At 73.0% G+C, this 18,332-nt stretch carries 15 protein-coding genes; 6 read left to right on the plus strand and 9 right to left on the minus strand.

The genetic code is table 11. The features are described 5' to 3' along the window. Positions 1–236: 236 nt before the first annotated feature. The 4 genes from ACFXGA_RS02105 to ACFXGA_RS02120 all read right to left on the minus strand — a co-directional run bounded on the left by ACFXGA_RS02105 (position 237) and on the right by ACFXGA_RS02120 (position 2,445). Positions 237–722, minus strand: coding sequence for a glutathione peroxidase (locus ACFXGA_RS02105; RefSeq protein ID WP_378083486.1), 486 nt, complete (start codon positions 720–722; stop codon positions 237–239). Further along, positions 719–1,033, minus strand: coding sequence for a transcriptional regulator (locus ACFXGA_RS02110; protein ID WP_378083488.1), 315 nt, complete (start codon positions 1,031–1,033; stop codon positions 719–721). Before ACFXGA_RS02110 ends, ACFXGA_RS02105 begins: the two co-directional genes overlap by 4 nt. Next, the gene (locus ACFXGA_RS02115) at positions 1,026–1,799 is read right to left on the minus strand and encodes a hypothetical protein (RefSeq protein ID WP_378083489.1); all 774 of its coding nucleotides are present in this window, start codon (positions 1,797–1,799) and stop codon (positions 1,026–1,028) included. Before ACFXGA_RS02115 ends, ACFXGA_RS02110 begins: the two co-directional genes overlap by 8 nt. A gap of 292 nt (positions 1,800–2,091) precedes the next feature. Then, positions 2,092–2,445: an SSI family serine proteinase inhibitor gene (locus tag ACFXGA_RS02120; RefSeq protein WP_378083490.1), complete on the minus strand. Its 354-nt coding sequence runs from the start codon at positions 2,443–2,445 to the stop codon at positions 2,092–2,094. Between the two features lie 182 nt (positions 2,446–2,627). Between ACFXGA_RS02120 and ACFXGA_RS02125 the strand changes: the two genes are divergently transcribed. Further along, a complete protein-coding gene (locus ACFXGA_RS02125) occupies positions 2,628–3,905 on the plus strand; it encodes an MFS transporter (protein WP_378083492.1) in 1,278 nt (425 codons plus the stop codon). Between the two features lie 81 nt (positions 3,906–3,986). Here the strand turns inward: ACFXGA_RS02125 and ACFXGA_RS02130 are convergent, their stop codons facing one another. Next, a complete protein-coding gene (locus tag ACFXGA_RS02130) occupies positions 3,987–5,003 on the minus strand; it encodes a Gfo/Idh/MocA family oxidoreductase (protein WP_378083493.1) in 1,017 nt (338 codons plus the stop codon). Positions 5,004–5,230: 227 nt separating this feature from the next. Between ACFXGA_RS02130 and ACFXGA_RS02135 the strand changes: the two genes are divergently transcribed. Together ACFXGA_RS02135 and ACFXGA_RS02140 are read left to right on the plus strand one after the other, a co-directional pair. Further along, positions 5,231–6,520 (plus strand): bifunctional o-acetylhomoserine/o-acetylserine sulfhydrylase, encoded by a 1,290-nt coding sequence (locus tag ACFXGA_RS02135; protein WP_378083495.1) that lies wholly within the window; start codon positions 5,231–5,233, stop codon positions 6,518–6,520. Next, positions 6,517–7,596, plus strand: coding sequence for a homoserine O-acetyltransferase (locus ACFXGA_RS02140; protein WP_378083496.1), 1,080 nt, complete (start codon positions 6,517–6,519; stop codon positions 7,594–7,596). The genes ACFXGA_RS02135 and ACFXGA_RS02140 overlap by 4 nt, the downstream gene beginning before the upstream one ends. On the opposite strand, the gene ACFXGA_RS02145 is transcribed toward ACFXGA_RS02140, so the two are convergent. The 4 genes from ACFXGA_RS02145 to ACFXGA_RS02160 all read right to left on the minus strand — a co-directional run bounded on the left by ACFXGA_RS02145 (position 7,593) and on the right by ACFXGA_RS02160 (position 13,692). Then, positions 7,593–9,155, minus strand: a complete 1,563-nt coding sequence (locus ACFXGA_RS02145) for a cellulose binding domain-containing protein (RefSeq protein ID WP_378083498.1) — start codon at positions 9,153–9,155, stop codon at positions 7,593–7,595. The genes ACFXGA_RS02140 and ACFXGA_RS02145 overlap by 4 nt on opposite strands. A gap of 132 nt (positions 9,156–9,287) precedes the next feature. Then, the gene (locus ACFXGA_RS02150; protein ID WP_378083501.1) at positions 9,288–9,788 is read right to left on the minus strand and encodes a hypothetical protein; all 501 of its coding nucleotides are present in this window, start codon (positions 9,786–9,788) and stop codon (positions 9,288–9,290) included. A 1,011-nt stretch (positions 9,789–10,799) separates the two neighbouring features. Further along, a complete protein-coding gene (locus ACFXGA_RS02155) occupies positions 10,800–12,962 on the minus strand; it encodes a phospholipase A2 (protein WP_378083503.1) in 2,163 nt (720 codons plus the stop codon). A gap of 148 nt (positions 12,963–13,110) precedes the next feature. Continuing rightward, a complete protein-coding gene (locus tag ACFXGA_RS02160) occupies positions 13,111–13,692 on the minus strand; it encodes a TetR/AcrR family transcriptional regulator (RefSeq protein WP_378083505.1) in 582 nt (193 codons plus the stop codon). Positions 13,693–13,883: 191 nt separating this feature from the next. On the opposite strand from ACFXGA_RS02160, the gene ACFXGA_RS02165 reads away from it, so the two are divergent. From ACFXGA_RS02165 to ACFXGA_RS02175, 3 genes are all read left to right on the plus strand, one after another. Next, the gene (locus ACFXGA_RS02165) at positions 13,884–14,672 is read left to right on the plus strand and encodes an SGNH/GDSL hydrolase family protein (RefSeq protein ID WP_378083506.1); all 789 of its coding nucleotides are present in this window, start codon (positions 13,884–13,886) and stop codon (positions 14,670–14,672) included. 116 nt (positions 14,673–14,788) lie between these two features. After that, positions 14,789–16,393, plus strand: coding sequence for a carboxyl transferase domain-containing protein (locus ACFXGA_RS02170; protein WP_378083507.1), 1,605 nt, complete (start codon positions 14,789–14,791; stop codon positions 16,391–16,393). A gap of 20 nt (positions 16,394–16,413) precedes the next feature. Next, complete coding sequence (locus ACFXGA_RS02175) at positions 16,414–18,330, plus strand: acetyl/propionyl/methylcrotonyl-CoA carboxylase subunit alpha (protein WP_378083509.1); 1,917 nt, start codon at positions 16,414–16,416, stop codon at positions 18,328–18,330. Positions 18,331–18,332: the final 2 nt, after the last annotated feature.

Consider the following 18,332-nt stretch of genomic DNA (forward strand, 5'->3'; position numbering starts at 1 on the left):
CACACACACCCCCCCGCGTGGGGGGGGCCCGTGAGCGACTCCCTCGGGGCGCCGCCCGCGGGGGGGGCCGCCCCCGGGGGGGGCCCCCCCCCCGGCCACGCGCGCGATCCCGGCTACGTGCACGGCTTCCGCCACGCGCGGCTCCGGCTACGTGCGACCTCGGCCAGAGGAGCGATCCCGGCCACGCGCGCGACCCCGGCGCTCGAGGTGGTCCTGCGGTCAGGGGGAGCCGGCCGTCAGGGCAGCACGGACTCGATCGCCTTCACCACCGCCTCGTCCTCCGGCTCCGTCGTCGGCCGGAAGCGGGCCACCACCTCGCCCGACGGGGCGACCAGGAACTTCTCGAAGTTCCACTGCACGTCGCCCGCCGCGCCGTCGGCGTCCGCGACCGCCGTCAGCCGCTCGTACAGCGGGTGCCGCGACGGCCCGTTCACCTCGATCTTCTCGAACAGCGGGAACGTCACGCCGTACGTGGTGGAGCAGAACGTCGCGATCTCCTCCGCCGTGCCCGGCTCCTGCCCGGCGAACTGGTTGCACGGGAACCCGACCACCGAGAAGCCCTGCGCCGCGTACCGCTCCTGGAGCCGCTCCAGCCCCCGGTACTGCGGCGTCAGGCCGCACCGGGACGCGACGTTCACCACCAGCAACGCCTTGCCCGCCCACTCGCCGAGGCTCGACGCCTCACCGGACAGCGTGCGCAGCGGGATGTCGTGGATGCTCATGGCTGCGAGGCTACGTGCCGCTCGACCAGCGCCCGCAGCGCCGCCATCTCCGCCGCCAGCGCGGCCCGCCCCGCCTCCGTCACGCTCACCCACGTCCGGGGCCGCTTGCCGTCGTACCCCTTCTCCACCGCGACCAGCCCGGCCTGCTCCAGCACCGCGATGTGCCGCGACAGGTTGCCCGCCGTCACGTCGAGGGTGGACCGCAGGTAGCCGAACTCGACCCGCTTCGCCTCCGCCGCCACGGTCAGCACGCCCAGCCGGTGCCGCTGGTGCACCACGTCGTCCAGCGCCGCGGTCGGGTGGTCAGCCACGCCGCAATCCCACCAGACCGCCGACCACCAGCACGAAGCCGGGCAGCACGACCACAGCGGCCATCGACCACGTGGTCGCCGGCGTGACGGCGAGCGGCGTGATCGAGGCCGACAGGCACAGCGCGACCAGGTAGGCCGCGGTGGTCGTGGTGAACCGGACGCTGCGCTCCACGCCCGCCAGCACGACCAGGCCCAGCCCGATCGCGATGAACTGCCCCACCACGCCCTGGTCGTACTGGAGCACGGCCGTGCCCAGCGCCGCCGCCGTCGCCGTCAGCGCGCGGGGCGCCCGCCGACGCCACAGCACGGTCGCCGCCGCCAGCAGGATCAGGCCCACCGCCGTGCCGAACCGGGACACCGCGCCGCCGAACGCCGGCAACGACGCCGCGAACCCGAGCACCAGGGCGACGGCCGGGCCGCTCAGCCCGATCGCCAACGCCGCGAGGTAGCCCCGGGTGGACGTCTCGATGCCCACCCGCGCGCCCCGCCTGCGGTACCACCACACCGTGGCCAGGCCGCCGACCACCAGCACGGTCAACCAGTACAGCCCGAGCGGCGCCGGGTGGCGCACGCCGGGGTGCGCGCCGAGCACCGCCAACGGGTGCTCCGACGGCGGCAGCAGGCGGGGCGACGGCCCGGCCGGCGCGTACAGCGGCACGGACAGGAACGACGCGATCCCGAAGAACAGCAGCGGGAACGGGTAGGCGTGCCGGTCCGCCCGCGCGCGGCGGCGCAGGTCGGCGAGGTCGCCCAGCAGGTCTGCCACCCAGTCAGGTTTGCAGCGCAAACCGAACGCGTCAACCCCGCGCAACGTGTCAGCCGATGAGCGGAACGCGAGTCCTCCGATCACTCGGATGGCCCAGGGGCGGTGTCGCCCGGTAATGGTCTGGGCAGGCCCGTTTTGCCGCCCCATTTCACGCATGTGAAGACTGTTGACGGTGGAGTGCCGCACTCCCTACGGTCCGAGGAGAGGTCCGAGGACCTTCGTCAACCCCGTGGAGGGCCACGACTTCGGCGGCGGTGTCGCGGGCCCTCCACGGGTGTTCGGCCCGCGGGCGTCAGAAGTCGAACACGGGTCCGGTCTGCGCCTGCATCACGCACGAGTTCGGGAACTCGGCCTCGAACGTGCGGGACTCGCCGCGCCAGGTGCCGGACGCCCGGACCTTCACCGGCGCGTACTCCAAGGTGCACATCGCATCCCCGGTCGACAGCCCCTCCAACCGACCGTCCACACCGGACAGTGCCAGGCAGACCTCTTCGGCTCTGGGGTGCAGGCCGCCCGCGGGCTCGCACGTGAGTTGGGTGAACTGGTAGGACTGCGCCCGCTGCACGCTGAGCACGAAGCTCGACTCCGGCGTGGTGAACGTGGGCACGATGGCGGCGATCGCCGCGATCAACGGAAGTGGTGCCATGCCCTCAGGTTGACCGCCCGACACCCCGGGCTCCAGGGAACTCACCGGATCGTGTGGTTTCCGCGAACGACCCCCGAGCGGGGCTCCGGACACCCGCCGGCGGCCCGGACGGGCGAAGTCGCGTGGTGTGACGTGGCTCACGGTCGTGATCGACGTCCGGCGGCGCACGCCAGGGTGGGTGAATGGCTTCCGAGGTGCGCAGGGTGGCGCTGGCCAGTTCGGCGGGGAACGCGGTGGAGCTGTACGACTTCCTGCTCTACGGCACCGCGTCGGCGCTGGTGTTCGACAAGCTGTTCTTCCCGTCCTTCGACCCGCGCATCGGCACGCTGCTGGCGTTCGCCACGTTCGGCGCGGGGTTTTTGGCCCGGCCGCTGGGCGGGGTGGTCATCGGCCACTTCGGCGACCGCGTCGGGCGGCGGTCGATGCTGGTGCTCACGCTGACCGCGACCGGCCTCTGCACGGCCGCCATCGGGCTGTTGCCCACGTACGGGTCCATCGGGTTGGCCGCGCCGTTGGCGCTCGTGCTGCTGCGCGTGGTCCAGGGGTTCTTCCTCGGCGGCGAGCAGGGCGGCGCGACGTTGATGGCGGTCGAGCACGCGCCGGCCGGGCGCACCGGCTGGTACGGCAGTTGGACGTTCCTCGGGTCGCCGGTCGGGCTGCTGCTGGCCAACGGGGTGATGGCGGCGTCCACGGCGGTGTCGGGCGACGCGTTCCTCGTCTGGGGCTGGCGGGTGCCGTTCCTGTTCAGTTTGGTGCTGGTGGGCGTCGGGCTGTACGTGCGGCTGTCGGTCGAGGAGAGCCCGGCGTTCCGCGCGGCGCGCGAGTCGGCGGGCGCGGTGCGGCTGCCGGTGGCCGTGGTGCTGCGGCGGTCGTGGCGGCGGGTGCTGCTGGGCGCGGGCGTGAACCTCGGGTTCACCATGTTCATCTTCGTGGTGGCCACGTTCGCGGTGTCGTACGGCACGCGGCAGCTCGGGATGGCGCGGAGCACCCTGTTGAACGCCGGGCTGGTCGGCGCGGCCGCGCAGGCGGTGGCGATCCTGGTGTTCGCGCGGCTGTCCGACCGGGTCGGCAGGCTGCCCGTGATGCTCGGCGGCGCGGCGTTCCTCGGCGTGTTCGCGTTCCCGTTGTTCTGGTTGCTGGAAACCCGGTCGCCGGGCCTGGTGGTGCTCGCGATGGTGGTCGCGTTCGCCGGCTCCGCGGCGGTGTTCGGCCCGATGCCCGCCTACTACGCCGAGCTGTTCGGCACGCGGGTGCGGTACAGCGGCGTGTCGTTGAGCTACCAGCTGGGCGCGGTGCTGGGCGGCGGGCTCTCGCCGGTCGTCGCGACGTGGCTGCTCGGCGTCACGCCGACGCACGACTCGTGGCCGATCTCGCTGTACCTGATCGTGGGCGCGCTGGTCAGCGCCCTGTCCCTGCTGGCGATCGGCGAGACGGTGCGCCGCGACGCCGGGGCCCGGTGACCGGTCGTCGGCGTCACGGGCGGCTGATGGCGCACCGGACGGCGTCCCAACACGTGGACACGCGCGGGGCGGCCCGGCAGCTCAGTCGAGCGGGATCACGGTTCCGGTCCGCGCCGACTCGAAGGCGGCCTCCACGACCTCCAGCCCGGTGACCGCGTCGGCCACCGGCACGGGCGCCTGGCCGGCCGCGACGGCGGCGTAGAAGTCCTGATAGGACCCCGGCTCGGTGCGCACGGGCTCGGAACCGAGCAGCCCCCACTGCGCCACCGGGTCCTCGCCCCACCCCTCGCCGCCGGGCGTCGCGCCCGCCTTCAACGCCTCCTCCTGCGGGTCCATCCCGTGCTTCACGTACGCCGACCGGTCGCCCAGCACCCGGAACCGCGGTCCCGGCGCGGCGGCCAGCGCCGAGGCCCACAGGTGCGACACCGCGCCCGACGGGTGGGTCAGCGCGAGGAACGCGTCGTCGTGCGCCCGCGCCCCCGGCCGCAGCGTCCGCACCTCCGCGTACACGCCCGTCGGCCGGCCGAACAACGCCACCGCCTGGTCCACCAGGTGGGTGCCGAGGTCGAACACGACGCTGCCCAGGTCGGCCGGGTCGCCGGACTCCTTCCAGCCGTCCTTCACCTCCGGCCGCCACCGCTCGAACCGCGACTCGAACCGGTGCACCCGGCCCAGCGCGCCCTCGCCGACCAGCCGCGCCACCGTGCGGAAGTCGCCGTCCCAGCGCCGGTTGTGGAACGGCGCGAGCAGCAGCCCGCGCGCGGTGGCCAGGTCGGCCAGCTCCCGCGCCGCCGCGGCCGACGGCGCGAACGGCTTGTCGACCACGGCGTTCAGCCCGTGCTCCAGCGCGGTCCGGGCGTGCTCGGCGTGGTACCGGTTCGGGGTGGTCACCACGACCAGGTCGAACTCGTCCGCCCGCCGCCACAGCTCGTCCACCGACGCGATCAGCCCGACGCCGGGGTAGCGGGCCGCCACCTCGGCGCGCCGCTCGGGGTTGCCGGTGACGACGGCGGACAGGGTCAGGCCGGGCGTGGTGGACAGGAACGGGGCGTGGAACGCGGCTCCGCCGAGCCCGTAGCCGATCAGTGCGGTGCGCATGCCCCCGACCCTAGGCGTCCCACGTGCTGGACGCCCTGTCGCCGACCGTCACGCAGGGCTACGGTCAGCGCCATGATCCCGCTCGTGGCACGTCGGCACGTGGACTACGTGCGCGTCACCAGCATGGCCTGTCGGCTCGGCTGATCCACCCCGGCACACCGCGCGCGCCCGGTCCCCCTCGGCGTGCCCGATCACCTCTCCACCCCGGCTAGACAGGAGCCTCCAGCATGTCCTGGTCCTTCGACACCAAGCAGGTCCACTCCGGCGCCGCGCCCGACCCGGCGACCGGCGCGCGTGCCACGCCGATCTACCAGACCACGTCGTTCGTGTTCCGCGACACCGCGCACGGCGAGGCGCTGTTCAGCCTGGCCGAGCCGGGCAACATCTACACCCGCATCAACAACCCGACCCAGGACGTGCTGGAGCAGCGGGTCGCCGCGCTGGAGGGCGGCGTGGCGGCGGTGGCGTTCGCCTCCGGGCAGGCCGCGGTCACCGGCACCGTGCTCAACCTGGCCCGCGCGGGCGACCACGTGGTGTCCAGCGCCTCCCTCTACGGCGGCACCTACAACCTGTTCCACTACACGCTGCCCAAGCTCGGCATCGAGGTGTCCTTCGTGGACGACCCCGACGACCTCGACGCGTGGCGCGCGGCCGTGCGGCCCGGCACCAAGCTGTTCTTCGCCGAGTCGCTGGCCAACCCGCGCAGCAACGTGCTGGACGTCTCGGCGGTCGCCGACGTGGCGCACGAGGCCGGCGTGCCGCTGGTGGTGGACAACACCGTGCCCACGCCGTACCTCGTGCGGCCGATCGAGCACGGCGCGGACATCGTGGTGCACTCGGCCACCAAGTACCTGGGCGGGCACGGCACCGCGGTCGCCGGGATCGTGGTGGACGGCGGCACGTTCGAGTACTCCGACGCGGCGAAGTTCCCGGACTTCACCGAGCCGGACCCGAGCTACCACGGCCTGCGGTACTGGCCCGTGCTCGGGCACGGCGCGTTCGCGGCGAAGCTGCGGGTGCAGGGCCTGCGCGACACCGGCGCCGCCATCGCGCCGCTGACCAGCTTCCTGATCCTGCAGGGCATCGAGACGCTGTCGCTGCGGATCGACAAGCACTCGGCCAACGCGCTGGAGCTGGCCCGCTGGCTGGAGGCGCGCGACGAGGTGGAGAAGGTGCACTACGCGGGCCTGCCGTCGAGCCCGTGGCACGACTTGGCCCGCAAGTACCTGCCCGGCGGCGCGGGCGGCGTGGTGTCGTTCGAGCTGCGCGGCGGCGTGGCGGCGGGCCGCGCCTTCGTGGACGGCGTGGAGCTGTTCAGCCAGCTGGTGAACATCGGCGACGTGCGCAGCCTCATCGTGCACCCGGCCAGCACCACGCACAGCCAGCTCACCCCGGAGCAGCAGCTGGTCTCCGGCGTCACGCCGGGCCTGGTGCGGCTGTCGGTGGGCATCGAGGGCGTGGAAGACCTCAAGGCGGACCTGGAGGCGGGCTTCCGCGCCGCCAAGTCGGTGCAGTGAGCCGAACGGCCCCCAGGAGCACCGGGTCCACTGTCGGGGAGACCCCTCCCGCCGCCGGCGGGTGGCGGGAGGGGGACCCGAACGGGCGACGGCAGTGGTACCGCGGCGCGTTGCCCGGCCTGCCCGTGACGATCGCCTACGAGACCTGGGGCGAGCTGAACGCGGACCGCTCCAACGCGGTGCTGGTGCTGCACGCGCTGACCGGCGACAGCCACGTGGCGGGTCCGGCCGGTCCCGGCCACCCGACGCCGGGCTGGTGGGACGGCCTGGTCGGGCCGGGGCGCGCCCTGGACCCGGAGCGCTGGTTCGTGGTCGCGCCGAACGTGCTGGGCGGTTGCCAGGGCACCACGGGGCCGTGGGCGACCGCCCCGGACGGCGAGCCGTGGGGCGCGCGGTTCCCCGACATCACGGTCCGCGACCAGGTCGCGGCCGAGGTGCTGCTGGCCGACGCGCTGGGCGTGGACGCCTGGGCCGCCGTGCTGGGCGGCTCCATGGGCGGGATGCGGGCGCTGGAGTGGGCGGTGTCCGAGCCGGACCGGGTGCGCGCGCTGCTCGTGCTGGCCGCGCCGGCGGCGTCCACGGCCGAGCACATCGCGCTCGCCTCCGCCCAGTTGCACGCGATCGCGCTGGACCCGGTCGGCGGGCTCGGCGTGGCACGGCGGATCGCCCACATCAGCTACCGCAGCGAGCGGGAGCTGGCCGCGCGGTTCGGGCGCGAGGTGCGCGAGGACGGCCGGTTCCAGGTCGAGTCCTACCTCGACCACCACGCGGCCAAGCTGGTCCGCCGGTTCGACCCGGCCAGCTACGTCACCCTGACCCGGGCGATGAACAGCCACGACGTCGGCCGGGACCGGGGCGGGGTGCGGGCCGCGCTGAGCCGCGTCACGGCCCGCACCGTGGTGGCCGGCATCGACTCCGACCGCCTGTACCCGTTGGCCCAGCAGGCCGAGATCGCCGACGCCGTGCCCGGCGCCGGCGACCTGCGCGTGGTGACCTCGCCCTACGGCCACGACGCGTTCCTCATCGAGGTCGACCAGGTGTCGAAGCTGGTCTCCGAGCTGCTCGAGGAGGGCTAGAACCCGGCCGTGATGCGGGTGAACTCCCAGTCGGCCTGCGGGACGCCGCTGCACGTGGACGCCACCTGGCCGTCGCACCCGCCGCGGTCGCGGTTGACCGCCCAGAACGTGAACCGGCCCAGCCCGTTGGACTTCGCCCAGTCGCGCAGCTGCGTCCACGTCTGCGGGGTCGTGACCTCGCGCTGGTCGGACAGGCCGTTCATGCCCGAGATGCCGGTGTGCCGGAACGCCTCCGCGTCCGACCACCCGAACGTGGTCTTCAGCTTGTTCTTCAACGCGGTGGCGGCGTTGATCGTGTCCGTGCGGATGTCGGAGCTGCCGAAGTCGAACGGCATGATCGTGAACACGTCGATGTTCGCGCCGATCGCCGCCGCGCGCTCGATCAGCCGGTTGCCCCAGGAGTTCGGGCCGGTGGTCGTGGTGCCGAACGTGACGATCGTCTGGATGCCGGGGTTGTTCGCCTTGACGATCTTCAGCGCCTCCAGGATCCGGTCCTGCACGGCGGCGTTCTCGAACTCGTCGGTGTTCTCGATGTCGATGTCGATGGCCTTGAGCCCGTAGGCGTTGACGACCTGCTGGTACGCGCCGGCCAGCGCCTGCGGGGTCGAGCAGTTCGGGCCGAGCTTGTTGCCGCTCCACCCGCCGAACGACGGCACCACGTCGCCGCCCGCCGCGCGGATCTGCTGGATGGCCTGGGCGTCGATGCCTCCGGTCAGCGGCCGGTTGCCGTCCCACGCGGGGTTGCAGCCGCCGGACGACAGCACGAACGCCATGGTGAACCACTTGACGCCGGTCGCGTTCATCACCGTGGCCGGGGCGGGCGGGTTGCCCCAGCCCAGGAACAGGTACGGCGCGCCGCGCCCGCCGACCGGGTTCGTGCCCGGCTGGGTGGTCGCGGAGACCTGGTTGGACGGCCCCGAGGTATTCGACGCGGCGTCGCGCGCCCGCACCGTGAAGGTGTACGCGGTGGAGGCGTTCAGGCCGGTCACGGTGGCCGTGGTGCCGGTGACCGTGGTGGCCACCGCGCCGCCCCGGTACACGTCGTACGCGGTCACGCCGACGTTGTCCGTGGACGCCGTCCACGCCAGCGACACGGAGTTGCTGGTGGTGCCGGTGACGCGCAGGGAGCCGGGCGCGCTCGGCGCGATCGTGTCACCGCCGCCGCCACCGGTGCAGGGCGAACCGTTGACCGTGCAGTTGAGCGGCGCGCCGGAGCCCGTGCCGACGAAGCCGAAGCTCGTCGACGCGCCGACGCCGACGTTGCCGTTGTACTCGCGGTTCGTCGCCACGTAATGATCACCCGTTCGGGTGATGAGCGCGTCCCAGTACGACCCGAGCGAGGTGCCCGCGGGCAGGTCGAACTCGACGCGCCAGGACGTGATGGCGGACGGGCCGCCGTTGGCGACGGTGAACCGGGCCTCGAAACCGCTGCCCCAGTCCTGGGTCTTGGCGAAGGTCGCGGTGACGCCGGGAGCCGCGTGCGCGGCGGCCGGGCCGACGACCAGTGAACCGAAGGCGAGTGCGCTCGCTGCGAGCAGCGCGCTCGTTCGTCGTGACATGAGGAGTCCTCCTCGGCGGGATCGGCAGGGTGAATCGCGCCCACCTCGGAGAGTGGTCTAGACCAAATTAAAAGGCAAGGGCGGTTGCGGTTTTTCTCGGCACGAGCGTGCGGCGAACCGGACGAAGGGGGACTATTCGTCCAACGCGGTGGCGATCCAGGGCGACACGGGCAGGTCGCGCATCCCGCACTCCACGGCGAGCTTCACCGTCCACCGCAACGCCTGGAGCACGACCGTGGCCAGTTCCTGCGGCTGCCCGTTGGCCAGCGCGATCTCGATCTGCTCGGCCGCCGCCTCCTGGTCGCCGTGCACCTCCGCGAGCAGGGTGCGGATCGCGGTGCGGACCGGCGGGTCGGCGTCGTCGATCGGCACCTCCTGGCCGTCCTCGTCGAAGACCTGCATCTTCACCGGGGTCGCGCCGCCCGAGCCGAGGGCGGCGACCATGGCGCTGCACTCCGAGAACAGCAGGAGGACCAGCTCCCGGATCTCCTCGTTGCCCTCGGGCGAGCCGCTGAGGTACCCGGTGACCAGGTCGACCGCGACAGCGTCCTCCCCGACCTTGGCGGCGGTCAGGGCCTCGCCGGCCACGGCCTGGAGGCGCGACCAGCGATCCGGATCTTGCTGCGGGTGCATTCAGCCATCTTCCAACACGGAGTAGGGGCGCACAGCTCTGCATATTGCCTACCCGGTGGCGTTCGCCCACCGCAACGCCTTGTCCGGGGCGGCGCGGGTCGGGTATGGGCACGTGGGACCGGGATATGACGGACCTCGGGGGTCATGTGCCGCGCCCGGCCGCCGCCTGGCATCGGGGCCGTGATCCGCACCCTGCTCCGGGTCGTGCTGTTCCGCGACCGCTCGCGGGTCTTCGACGGCTTCCGGCTCCGCCGCCTGCTCGACGCGTCGGTGCTGGTCTACGCCCTGGTCATCGCGATCGGGGTGAGCCAGGCGTACGTCGCGGCCGAGGACCCGGACGGCTGGTGGCCGCTGCTGTTCGCCATCGTCGGCGGCAGCATCGCGCTGACGCTGCGCTCCGCGCTGGTGGCCTGGCGGCTGGCCACGGCCGGCCTGCTGGTCGTGCGGCCGCTGCTGGAAGCCGAACCCGCGCTGCTCGCCGACCGGCGGTGGTTCTGGTACGTCCCCGTCCTGCTTGCCGTCGCCGCGGTGCACCGCGGCCGGGTGGTGCTGGTCGTCGGCGTGCCGACCTCGGCCGTCGTCGCACTGGCCCAGGGCTGGGACGAGCACCTGCCACCGACCGTGGGCGCGCTGCCGGTCGTGCTCCTGCTCGGGTACGCGGTGGGCGCGCGGGGCCGGGCCGAGCAGCGGTTCCACGCCGAGTGGAACGAGAAGGCGGCCCTGGTGGAACGCGCCCGGATCGCCCGCGAGATGCACGACGTGGTCGCGCACCACATGTCGCTGGTGGTCGTCCGGTGCGAGACCGCGCCCTGTCGCGGAGGTGCCGTCCCCCTTGACTTCGGCGTCATGCCGAAGGGGATCGCAGGGGTGGCCGCGCTTGTTGGTCCTGGCCACGTCGGGCGGCGACCCGCCCGCGTTCACGCCGGGGTCGAGGTCCACGGCGACTTGGCGCGTGCGGCGCACGTCGCGGTTGTGGTGCCGGGATCCGATGTGGACGACGGGCGGACGACGCTATGGGTGCTGGAGCGCGGGTGCCGGCTGCCGGTGTTCGCCGGTGTGCGCCTGGTCCGGCTTCGGTATGGCCGCGAGCAGGGCGACCGCGATCGTCCCGGCGTGCAGGGCGACCATCGCGGCGGTGGGCTCCAACGCCAGCAGCGGCGGGACGCAGGCCAGCGCGGTGAGCAGCCAGGGGCGGCGGCCGTGGCACGTGCCGGCGTGGGCGGTGTGCAGCAGGTACCACCCGAGCAGCAGGTGGATGAGGTTCTGCAACGGGTCCACCTGGAACACCACCAGGGTGCCCGCGGCGCCGGAGAACCCCGTGACCACGAACCCGAGCACGCCCAGCGCGCCGTACCCCGCGCCGAGCGTGACGGCGAGCCGGGTGCGGTGCGTCTCGCGGGTCCGGCAGGGGCTGGGCGCGGCGTGGCGCTCGAAGCGGTGGAACACCGCCAGCAGCGGCAGGAGCAGCAGCACCAGCACGGCCAGCCAGCGCGGCCGGGTGGTCACCCAGTCGAACGCGCCGGGGGAGTCCAGCAGGCCGAGCAGGCCGACGACGGCGGCCAGCACGGTCAGGTAGCCCAGGTAGACGGTCATGGGCGCGGAGCGGGCGAACTCCACGACCCGCCACTGCCGCCGCCCGGCGAGCCAGGCCGTGACGCGGGGCCGCAGCAGCAACACCAGGCATATCTGGGCCAGGCCGAGCACGAGCAGGCACACGGTGGGCGGGCTGAGGTTCGAGACCCGCTCGCCGGGCAGCGGCATCATCGTCCGCGGGTAGCCGCCGAACGTGATCAGCGCCAGCAGCGCGGGCACGGCGGCGAGCGCGAGGCCGCCGAGCACCCGGCGCGGGACGCGGCGCAGGCTGCCGTCGGCGTAGTGGAACCCGAGCTGCTGGAGCAGCAGCGCGCCGAGCACCAGGTTCAGGTAGCCGCCGGTGCGCCAGGACAGGCCGATGCGCGCGAGGTCGACCACGATCATGGCGGCGACCAGCGCCACCGGCGTGACCAGCCGGGCGTGGCGGTGCAGCCAGGCCATGACCGGGGTGGCGGCGACCGCGACCAGGTACAGCCCGAGGAACCACAGCGGGTGCGCGATCAGCCGGCCGAACATCTCGACCCGCGACTTGTCCACGTCGAGCAGTTCCAGCGGCAGCGGCAGGACCAGCCAGGCCAGCACGAACGCGAGCACCGGCCGCAGCAGCCACGAGATCCGGCGGGCCAGGTAGCGGCCGTAGCCGCCGTGCTCGGCCTGCACGGCGTGCCAGGCGGTGAGGTTCGCGTGCCCGCCCGCGAAGTAGAAGATCGGGACCGCCTGGAGCACCCAGGTGGCGAGCCACAGCCAGTTCGCGCTCACGCCCGCCCAGTGCAGCACGGTGATCAGGGACTGGCCGACCACCACCAGGGCAAGCGCGCCCAGCCGCAGGAACGTGGCGTAGCGGTCGTCGGCGGCCCGCGGGGGCGGCGGCGCGTCGTCGGGTTCGTCCGTCCCGTCCGGGCGCTGCCGGCGGGGCAGGCGGGCCAGGAGCAGGAACACCACGACGGCGCTGCCGAAGCCCCAGGCGAGCACCGGCTCGTGGCCGGGTGGACCCCAGCGCTGCCGCCAGGAGTTGAACTCCAGCCCGGCGGCGTAGAGCTGGGCGGTGGCGTGGCAGCGGGTGGCGTGGCCGCGCGGGTTGAGGTCGCACTGGGTGTGCATGTCGGCGGCGAGGCGGGCGTCGAGCGCCTTGCGCGCGTCCTGGCCGAGCGGGCGTCCCTTGTGCTCGGCGTAGCGCAGCAGGTCGTAACCGAGGTCGTGGGCGCGGCAGCCGGTGCCGAAGTCCCACTCGGTGTCGCCCGCCGGGCCGGAGCACCCGCCGTTGGGGTCGACGGCGCGCGTGGTGCCGTCCGGCGCGGTGACGGCCCTCGGGTCGCGGTGGGTGACCTGGTTGAAGTCGGCCGGGAACAGCCGGAGCGGGTCGGCGTCGGTCGGGTGGGTCAGCGCCTCGACCGCGCGGGCGGCGGCGGCGACGTCACCGCTGAGCGGCGTGGTGTCCGTGGCGCCGGCGGGCCGGGACGCGATCACCCCGCACACGAACACGGCCAACGCCACCAGCACGAACCTGAACCAGGCGGGCAGGCGGGCGAGCAACCGGAGCCCCGGCCACCCCCCGGTGGTCTTCACCGCCAAGTCGCTCATCGGCCACCCAGCGTACGGACGCGGCCCCCACCCCCGCCACCCAACCGGCGTGTCCTACCTCCAGAACGCGCGTGTCCTACCTCCAGAACGCGTGAGTCCTACGTTGAGGACCCGAGAGTCCTACGTTCAGGACCCCTGAGTTCAACGCTCAGGACACCGGCAGCGCGCCGGACAGCGACGCCAACGCCATCTGCGACAGCAACGCGGCCATCTGGTCACGGTCCAGGTGCGCGCTGTGCGGCGTCGAGTTGATCAGACCGAACACGGCGTGCGCCGCCGCACGCGCGGTCGGCTCGTCCACCTCCGGCGAGGTCTTGCGGATCGTCTCCACCCACACCTCGACGTAACGCCGCTGGAGCGCTCTCACCCGCCGCCGGTCCGGGTCGGTCAGGTTCGCCAGGTTGCGGATCTGCACGGTGATCAACGCCGGGTCGTCCAACGCGAAGTCGACGTGCCACCGGATCAATTCCCGAAGCGCGTGCGCCGGGTCGCCCGAGCTCGCCACGCGGTTCAGCCCGCCGTCCAGCAGCCGCTCGCTGATCGACGTCAACATCTCGCCGAGCATCGCGTCCTTGCTGCGGAAGTGCCGGTAGAGCGCCGGCCCGGAAATCCCCACCGCCGCGCCGATGTCGTCGATGCCCACGCCGTGGAAGCCGTGCCGCGCGAACAGCTCGGCGGCGGCGGCCAGGATCTGCTCCCGGCGGGTCTGCTTCGCTGGCTCGGCTGACACGGGGCCCATCTTAAACAACCGGACCGGCACGTGTAAACGGTCGTTAACCGACCGGCCACGCGACGATCACCGCGCCGCGCCCGAAACACGTAGTTAACTCTTGACCCACTCTTTTTATATAGGACTACTTGCTGGTAACCATTGTTGTGCTCCGCATCACACCCTGCGTTGTTTCCCTCCGGGAGGCTCCGATGCGCCTTGTCCGAACCCTGTCCAGCGCGGCGCTGGCCCTGATCGCCTCGCTGGCGCTCGTCGTGCCGGCCGAAGCGGCCGCCGCCAACTACGTCGCGCTCGGCGACTCCTACTCCTCCGGCACGGGCACCGGCTCGTACTACAGCGACTCGGGCAGCTGCAAGCGCAGCCAGTACAGCTACCCCGCCCTCTGGGCGGCGTCGCACGCGCCCGCGTCGTTCAAGTTCGTGGCCTGCTCCGGCGCGAAGACCGGCGACGTGCTGGCCAACCAGGTCGGCGCCCTGAGCGCGACCACCTCCCTGGTCAGCATCTCGATCGGTGGGAACGACGCCGGCTTCACCGACGTGATCACCACCTGCACCTTCGGCACCGACTCGACGTGCGTCAACCGGGTCGAGCAGGCCAAGGCGTACGCCACCGGCACGCTCCCGGGCCTGCTCGACAACGTCTACGCGCAGATCCGCAACCGCGCGCCGTCCGCGACCGTCGTCGTCCTCGGCTACCCGCGCCTCTACAAGGTGCCGGGCAGCTGCGCGGTCGGCCTGAGCGACACCAAGCGCGCCGCGATCAACTCCGCCGCCGACACCCTGCACCAGGTCATCTCCGCCCGGGCGGGCGCGAAGTCGTTCGTCTACCGCGACCTGCGCGGGGCGTTCACCGGGCACGAGATCTGCTCCTCGGACTGGTGGCTGAACAGCCTGTCCTGGCCGGTGGAGGAGTCCTACCACCCCAACCGCAACGGCCAGCGCCTCGGCTACCTGCCGCAGCTCAACACCGTCACCGGCTGACCCCGCGCGACGTCACCGGAAGGGGGCCGCACCCGCGGCCCCCTTCTGCTTGTGACGGGCGTTAACAGGCGCTAACATCTCCTCAGGTTAACGACGGCTAACCGCTGAGGAGCCCGATGGACGCCCCGGTCCTGCGCAGCACGGCCGACAAGTCGGCCGACGCCTTCCGGCGCTACCACGACGAGCACACCCGCCTCGTGCACGACCTGCGCGAGAAGCTCCGCCAGGCCGCCCTCGGCGGTCCGGAGAAGGCGCGCACCCGGCACGTCGAGCGCGGCAAGCTGCTGCCCCGCGACCGGGTCGACACCCTGCTCGACCCCGGGTCGCCGTTCCTCGAACTCTCGCCGCTGGCCGCGAACGGCATGTACGGCGACGAGGCGCCGGCCGCCGGCGTCATCACCGGCGTCGGCCGCGTCTCCGGCCGCGAGGTCGTGGTCGTCGCCAACGACGCCACCGTCAAGGGCGGCACGTACTACCCCATGACGGTGAAGAAGCACCTGCGCGCGCAGGAGGTGGCGCTGCAGAACAACCTGCCGTGCGTCTACCTGGTGGACTCCGGCGGCGCGTTCCTGCCCAGGCAGGACGAGGTGTTCCCGGACCGCGAGCACTTCGGCCGCATCTTCTTCAACCAGGCCACCATGTCCGCCCGCGGCATCCCGCAGGTCGCCGCCGTGCTCGGCTCGTGCACCGCGGGCGGCGCGTACGTGCCCGCGATGTCGGATGAGGCGGTGATCGTGCGCGGCCAGGGCACGATCTTCCTCGGCGGTCCGCCGCTGGTGAAGGCCGCGACCGGCGAGGTCGTCACGGCCGAGGAGCTGGGCGGCGGCGAGCTGCACTCCCGCACGTCCGGCGTCACCGACCACCTCGCCGAGGACGACGCCCATGCGCTGCGGATCGTCCGCTCGATCGTCAGCACGTTCGGCCCCCGCGCGCCGCGCCCGTGGCAGGTGGAGCCGAGCGTCGAGCCCGCCGTCGACCCCGCCGAGCTGTACGGGGTGGTGCCGACCGACAGCCGCACGCCCTACGACGTGCGCGAGGTCATCGCCCGCGTGGTGGACGGCAGCCGGTTCCACGAGTTCAAGAAGGAGTACGGCGCGACGCTGGTCACCGGGTTCGCCCGGATCCACGGCCACCCGGTCGGCATCGTCGCCAACAACGGCGTGCTGTTCGGCGAGTCGGCGTTGAAGGGCGCGCACTTCGTCCAGCTGTGCGACCAGCGCCGCGTGCCGCTGGTGTTCCTGCAGAACATCAGCGGGTTCATGGTGGGCCGCGAGTACGAGGCGGCGGGCATCGCCAAGCACGGCGCGAAGATGGTCACCGCGGTGGCGTGCGCGCGGGTGCCGAAGTTCACCGTGGTCATCGGCGGGTCGTTCGGCGCGGGCAACTACTCGATGTGCGGCCGGGCCTACTCGCCCCGGTTCCTGTGGATGTGGCCCAACGCCCGGATCTCCGTGATGGGCGGCGAGCAGGCCGCCTCCGTGCTGGCCACGGTGCGGCGCGACCAGCTCGGCGACGCGTGGTCGGCCGAGGAGGAAGAGGCGTTCAAGGCCCCGATCCGGCAGCAGTACGAGGACCAGGGCAACCCGTACTACTCGACGGCGCGGCTGTGGGACGACGGCGTGATCGACCCGCTCGACACGCGCATGGTGCTGGGCCTGGCGTTGTCCGCGGCGGCCAACGCCCCGATCGAGCCGGTGTCCTACGGCGTCTTCCGGATGTGATGAACGTGGGTGGCGGAGAGATGTTCGACAGCGTCCTGGTGGCCAACCGCGGCGAGATCGCGGTGCGGGTGATCCGCGCGTTGCGGCGGTTCGGCATCCGGTCGGTCGCGGTCTACAGCGACGCGGACGTCGACGCGCTGCACGTGCGGCTGGCGGACGTGGCGGTGCGGATCGGGCCCGCGTCGGCGCGGGAGAGCTACCTGTCGGTCGAGCGGATCGTCGAGGCGGCCCGGTCGACCGGCGCGCAGGCCGTGCACCCCGGGTACGGGTTCCTGGCCGAGAACGCGGAGTTCGCGCGGGCGTGCGAGAAGGCCGGGCTGGTGTTCATCGGGCCGCCCGCCGAGGCGATCGAGGCGATGGGCGACAAGATCCGCGCCAAGCTGACCGTCGCGGCGGCCGGCGTGCCGGTGGTGCCCGGTCGGACCGAGGTCGGGATGACCGACGACGACCTGGTCGAGGCGGCCGCGGAGATCGGGTTCCCGGTGCTGCTCAAGCCGTCCGCCGGCGGTGGCGGCAAGGGCATGCGGCTGGTGACGTCGGCCGACGGGCTGCGGGACGCGATCGAGTCGGCCCGGCGCGAGGCCCTCGGGTCGTTCGGCGACGACGCGTTGCTGATCGAGCGGTTCGTCGGCAACCCGCGGCACATCGAGATCCAGGTGCTGGCCGACGCGCACGGCGGCGTGGTGCACCTCGGCGAGCGCGAGTGCAGCCTCCAGCGACGGCACCAGAAGATCATCGAGGAGGCCCCTTCGCCGTTCCTGACGCCGGAGGCCCGGGAGGCGATGGGCCGGGCGGCGGTGGAGGCGGCCCGGTCCGTGGGGTACGTCGGCGCGGGCACGGTGGAGTTCATCGTGGACGGCGCGTCCGGCGACTACTACTTCATGGAGATGAACACCCGGCTCCAGGTCGAGCACCCCGTCACCGAGTTGGCGACCGGGATTGACCTGGTCGAGTGGCAGTTGCGGGTCGCGGCGGGTGAACCGCTCGCGCTCGGCGACGTGACGTTGTCGCGGCACGCCGTGGAGGCCCGGGTGTACGCGGAGGACCCGGCGCGGGGGTTCCTGCCGACCGGCGGCACGGTGCTGGCGCTGCACGAGCCGGAGGACGTGCGGGTGGACTCGGCGCTGCGGGTCGGGTTGACCGTCGGCAGCGACTACGACCCCATGCTGGCCAAGGTGGTCGCGCACGGGGCGACGCGGGAGGAGGCGTTGCGCCGGCTGGACGCCGCGCTGGGCCGGATGGTGCTGCTCGGCGTGACGACGAACATCCCGTTCCTGCGGGCGTTGCTGGCCGACCCGGACGTGCGGGCGGGCGCGCTGGACACCGGGCTGGTGGAGCGCAAGCTGGAGTCCCTGGTGCGGCCCGGGGTGCCGGACGAGGTGCTGGCCGCGGCGGCGTTGGAGCGGCAGCTCGCGGTGCGCGGCGACGACCCGTGGGACCGGACCGGCGGGTGGCGGATCGGCGAGCACGCGTGGACCAGGTGGCTGATCGACGGGGTCGAGGTCCGCGTGCGCGGTGACGAGGTGTCCGTCGACGGCGGGGAACCGGTGCGGCTCACCGCGTCAGTGGACGGGTCGTGGCTCGTCGTCGGCGGTCGGCGGTACGCGATGGCCCGTGCGGGCAACGTGCTGTGGCTCGGCGCGGACGGGCACGCGTGGGCGTTGACCGAGACGCTGCCGTCCGAGGTCGCGTCGTCGTCGGCGGCGGGCAGCGGCGGCCCGGTGACCAGCCCGATGCCCGGCACGGTGCTCGTGGCCCGGGCGCGGCAGGGCGAGCACGTGACCGCCGGCCAGGCGTTGTTCGTGGTCGAAGCGATGAAGATGGAGCACACCGTCACGTCACCCGTGGACGGGGTGCTCGCCGAAGTGCACGTCCAGGCCGGCCAACAGGTCGCGCTGGACCAACCCCTAGCCGTCGTCGTGCCCCACCAGGAGTGAGC

The sequence above is a fragment of the Actinosynnema sp. NPDC059335 genome (assembly GCF_042752395.1).
GTDB lineage: Bacteria > Actinomycetota > Actinomycetes > Mycobacteriales > Pseudonocardiaceae > Actinosynnema.

What these genes read in the sequence shown, in the direction of transcription:
- ACFXGA_RS02135 (WP_378083495.1), top strand. Translation starts at nt 5,231, where the DNA reads ATGTCCTGGTCCTTCGACACCAAGCAGGTCCACTCCGGCGCCGCGCCC.
- ACFXGA_RS02155 (WP_378083503.1), bottom strand. Translation starts at nt 12,962, where the DNA reads ATGAGCGACTTGGCGGTGAAGACCACCGGGGGGTGGCCGGGGCTCCGG.
- ACFXGA_RS02125 (WP_378083492.1), top strand. Translation starts at nt 2,628, where the DNA reads ATGGCTTCCGAGGTGCGCAGGGTGGCGCTGGCCAGTTCGGCGGGGAAC.
- ACFXGA_RS02130 (WP_378083493.1), bottom strand. Translation starts at nt 5,003, where the DNA reads ATGCGCACCGCACTGATCGGCTACGGGCTCGGCGGAGCCGCGTTCCAC.
- ACFXGA_RS02150 (WP_378083501.1), bottom strand. Translation starts at nt 9,788, where the DNA reads ATGCACCCGCAGCAAGATCCGGATCGCTGGTCGCGCCTCCAGGCCGTG.
- ACFXGA_RS02165 (WP_378083506.1), top strand. Translation starts at nt 13,884, where the DNA reads ATGCGCCTTGTCCGAACCCTGTCCAGCGCGGCGCTGGCCCTGATCGCC.
- ACFXGA_RS02170 (WP_378083507.1), top strand. Translation starts at nt 14,789, where the DNA reads ATGGACGCCCCGGTCCTGCGCAGCACGGCCGACAAGTCGGCCGACGCC.
- ACFXGA_RS02145 (WP_378083498.1), bottom strand. Translation starts at nt 9,155, where the DNA reads ATGTCACGACGAACGAGCGCGCTGCTCGCAGCGAGCGCACTCGCCTTC.
- ACFXGA_RS02120 (WP_378083490.1), bottom strand. Translation starts at nt 2,445, where the DNA reads ATGGCACCACTTCCGTTGATCGCGGCGATCGCCGCCATCGTGCCCACG.
- ACFXGA_RS02175 (WP_378083509.1), top strand. Translation starts at nt 16,414, where the DNA reads ATGTTCGACAGCGTCCTGGTGGCCAACCGCGGCGAGATCGCGGTGCGG.
- ACFXGA_RS02105 (WP_378083486.1), bottom strand. Translation starts at nt 722, where the DNA reads ATGAGCATCCACGACATCCCGCTGCGCACGCTGTCCGGTGAGGCGTCG.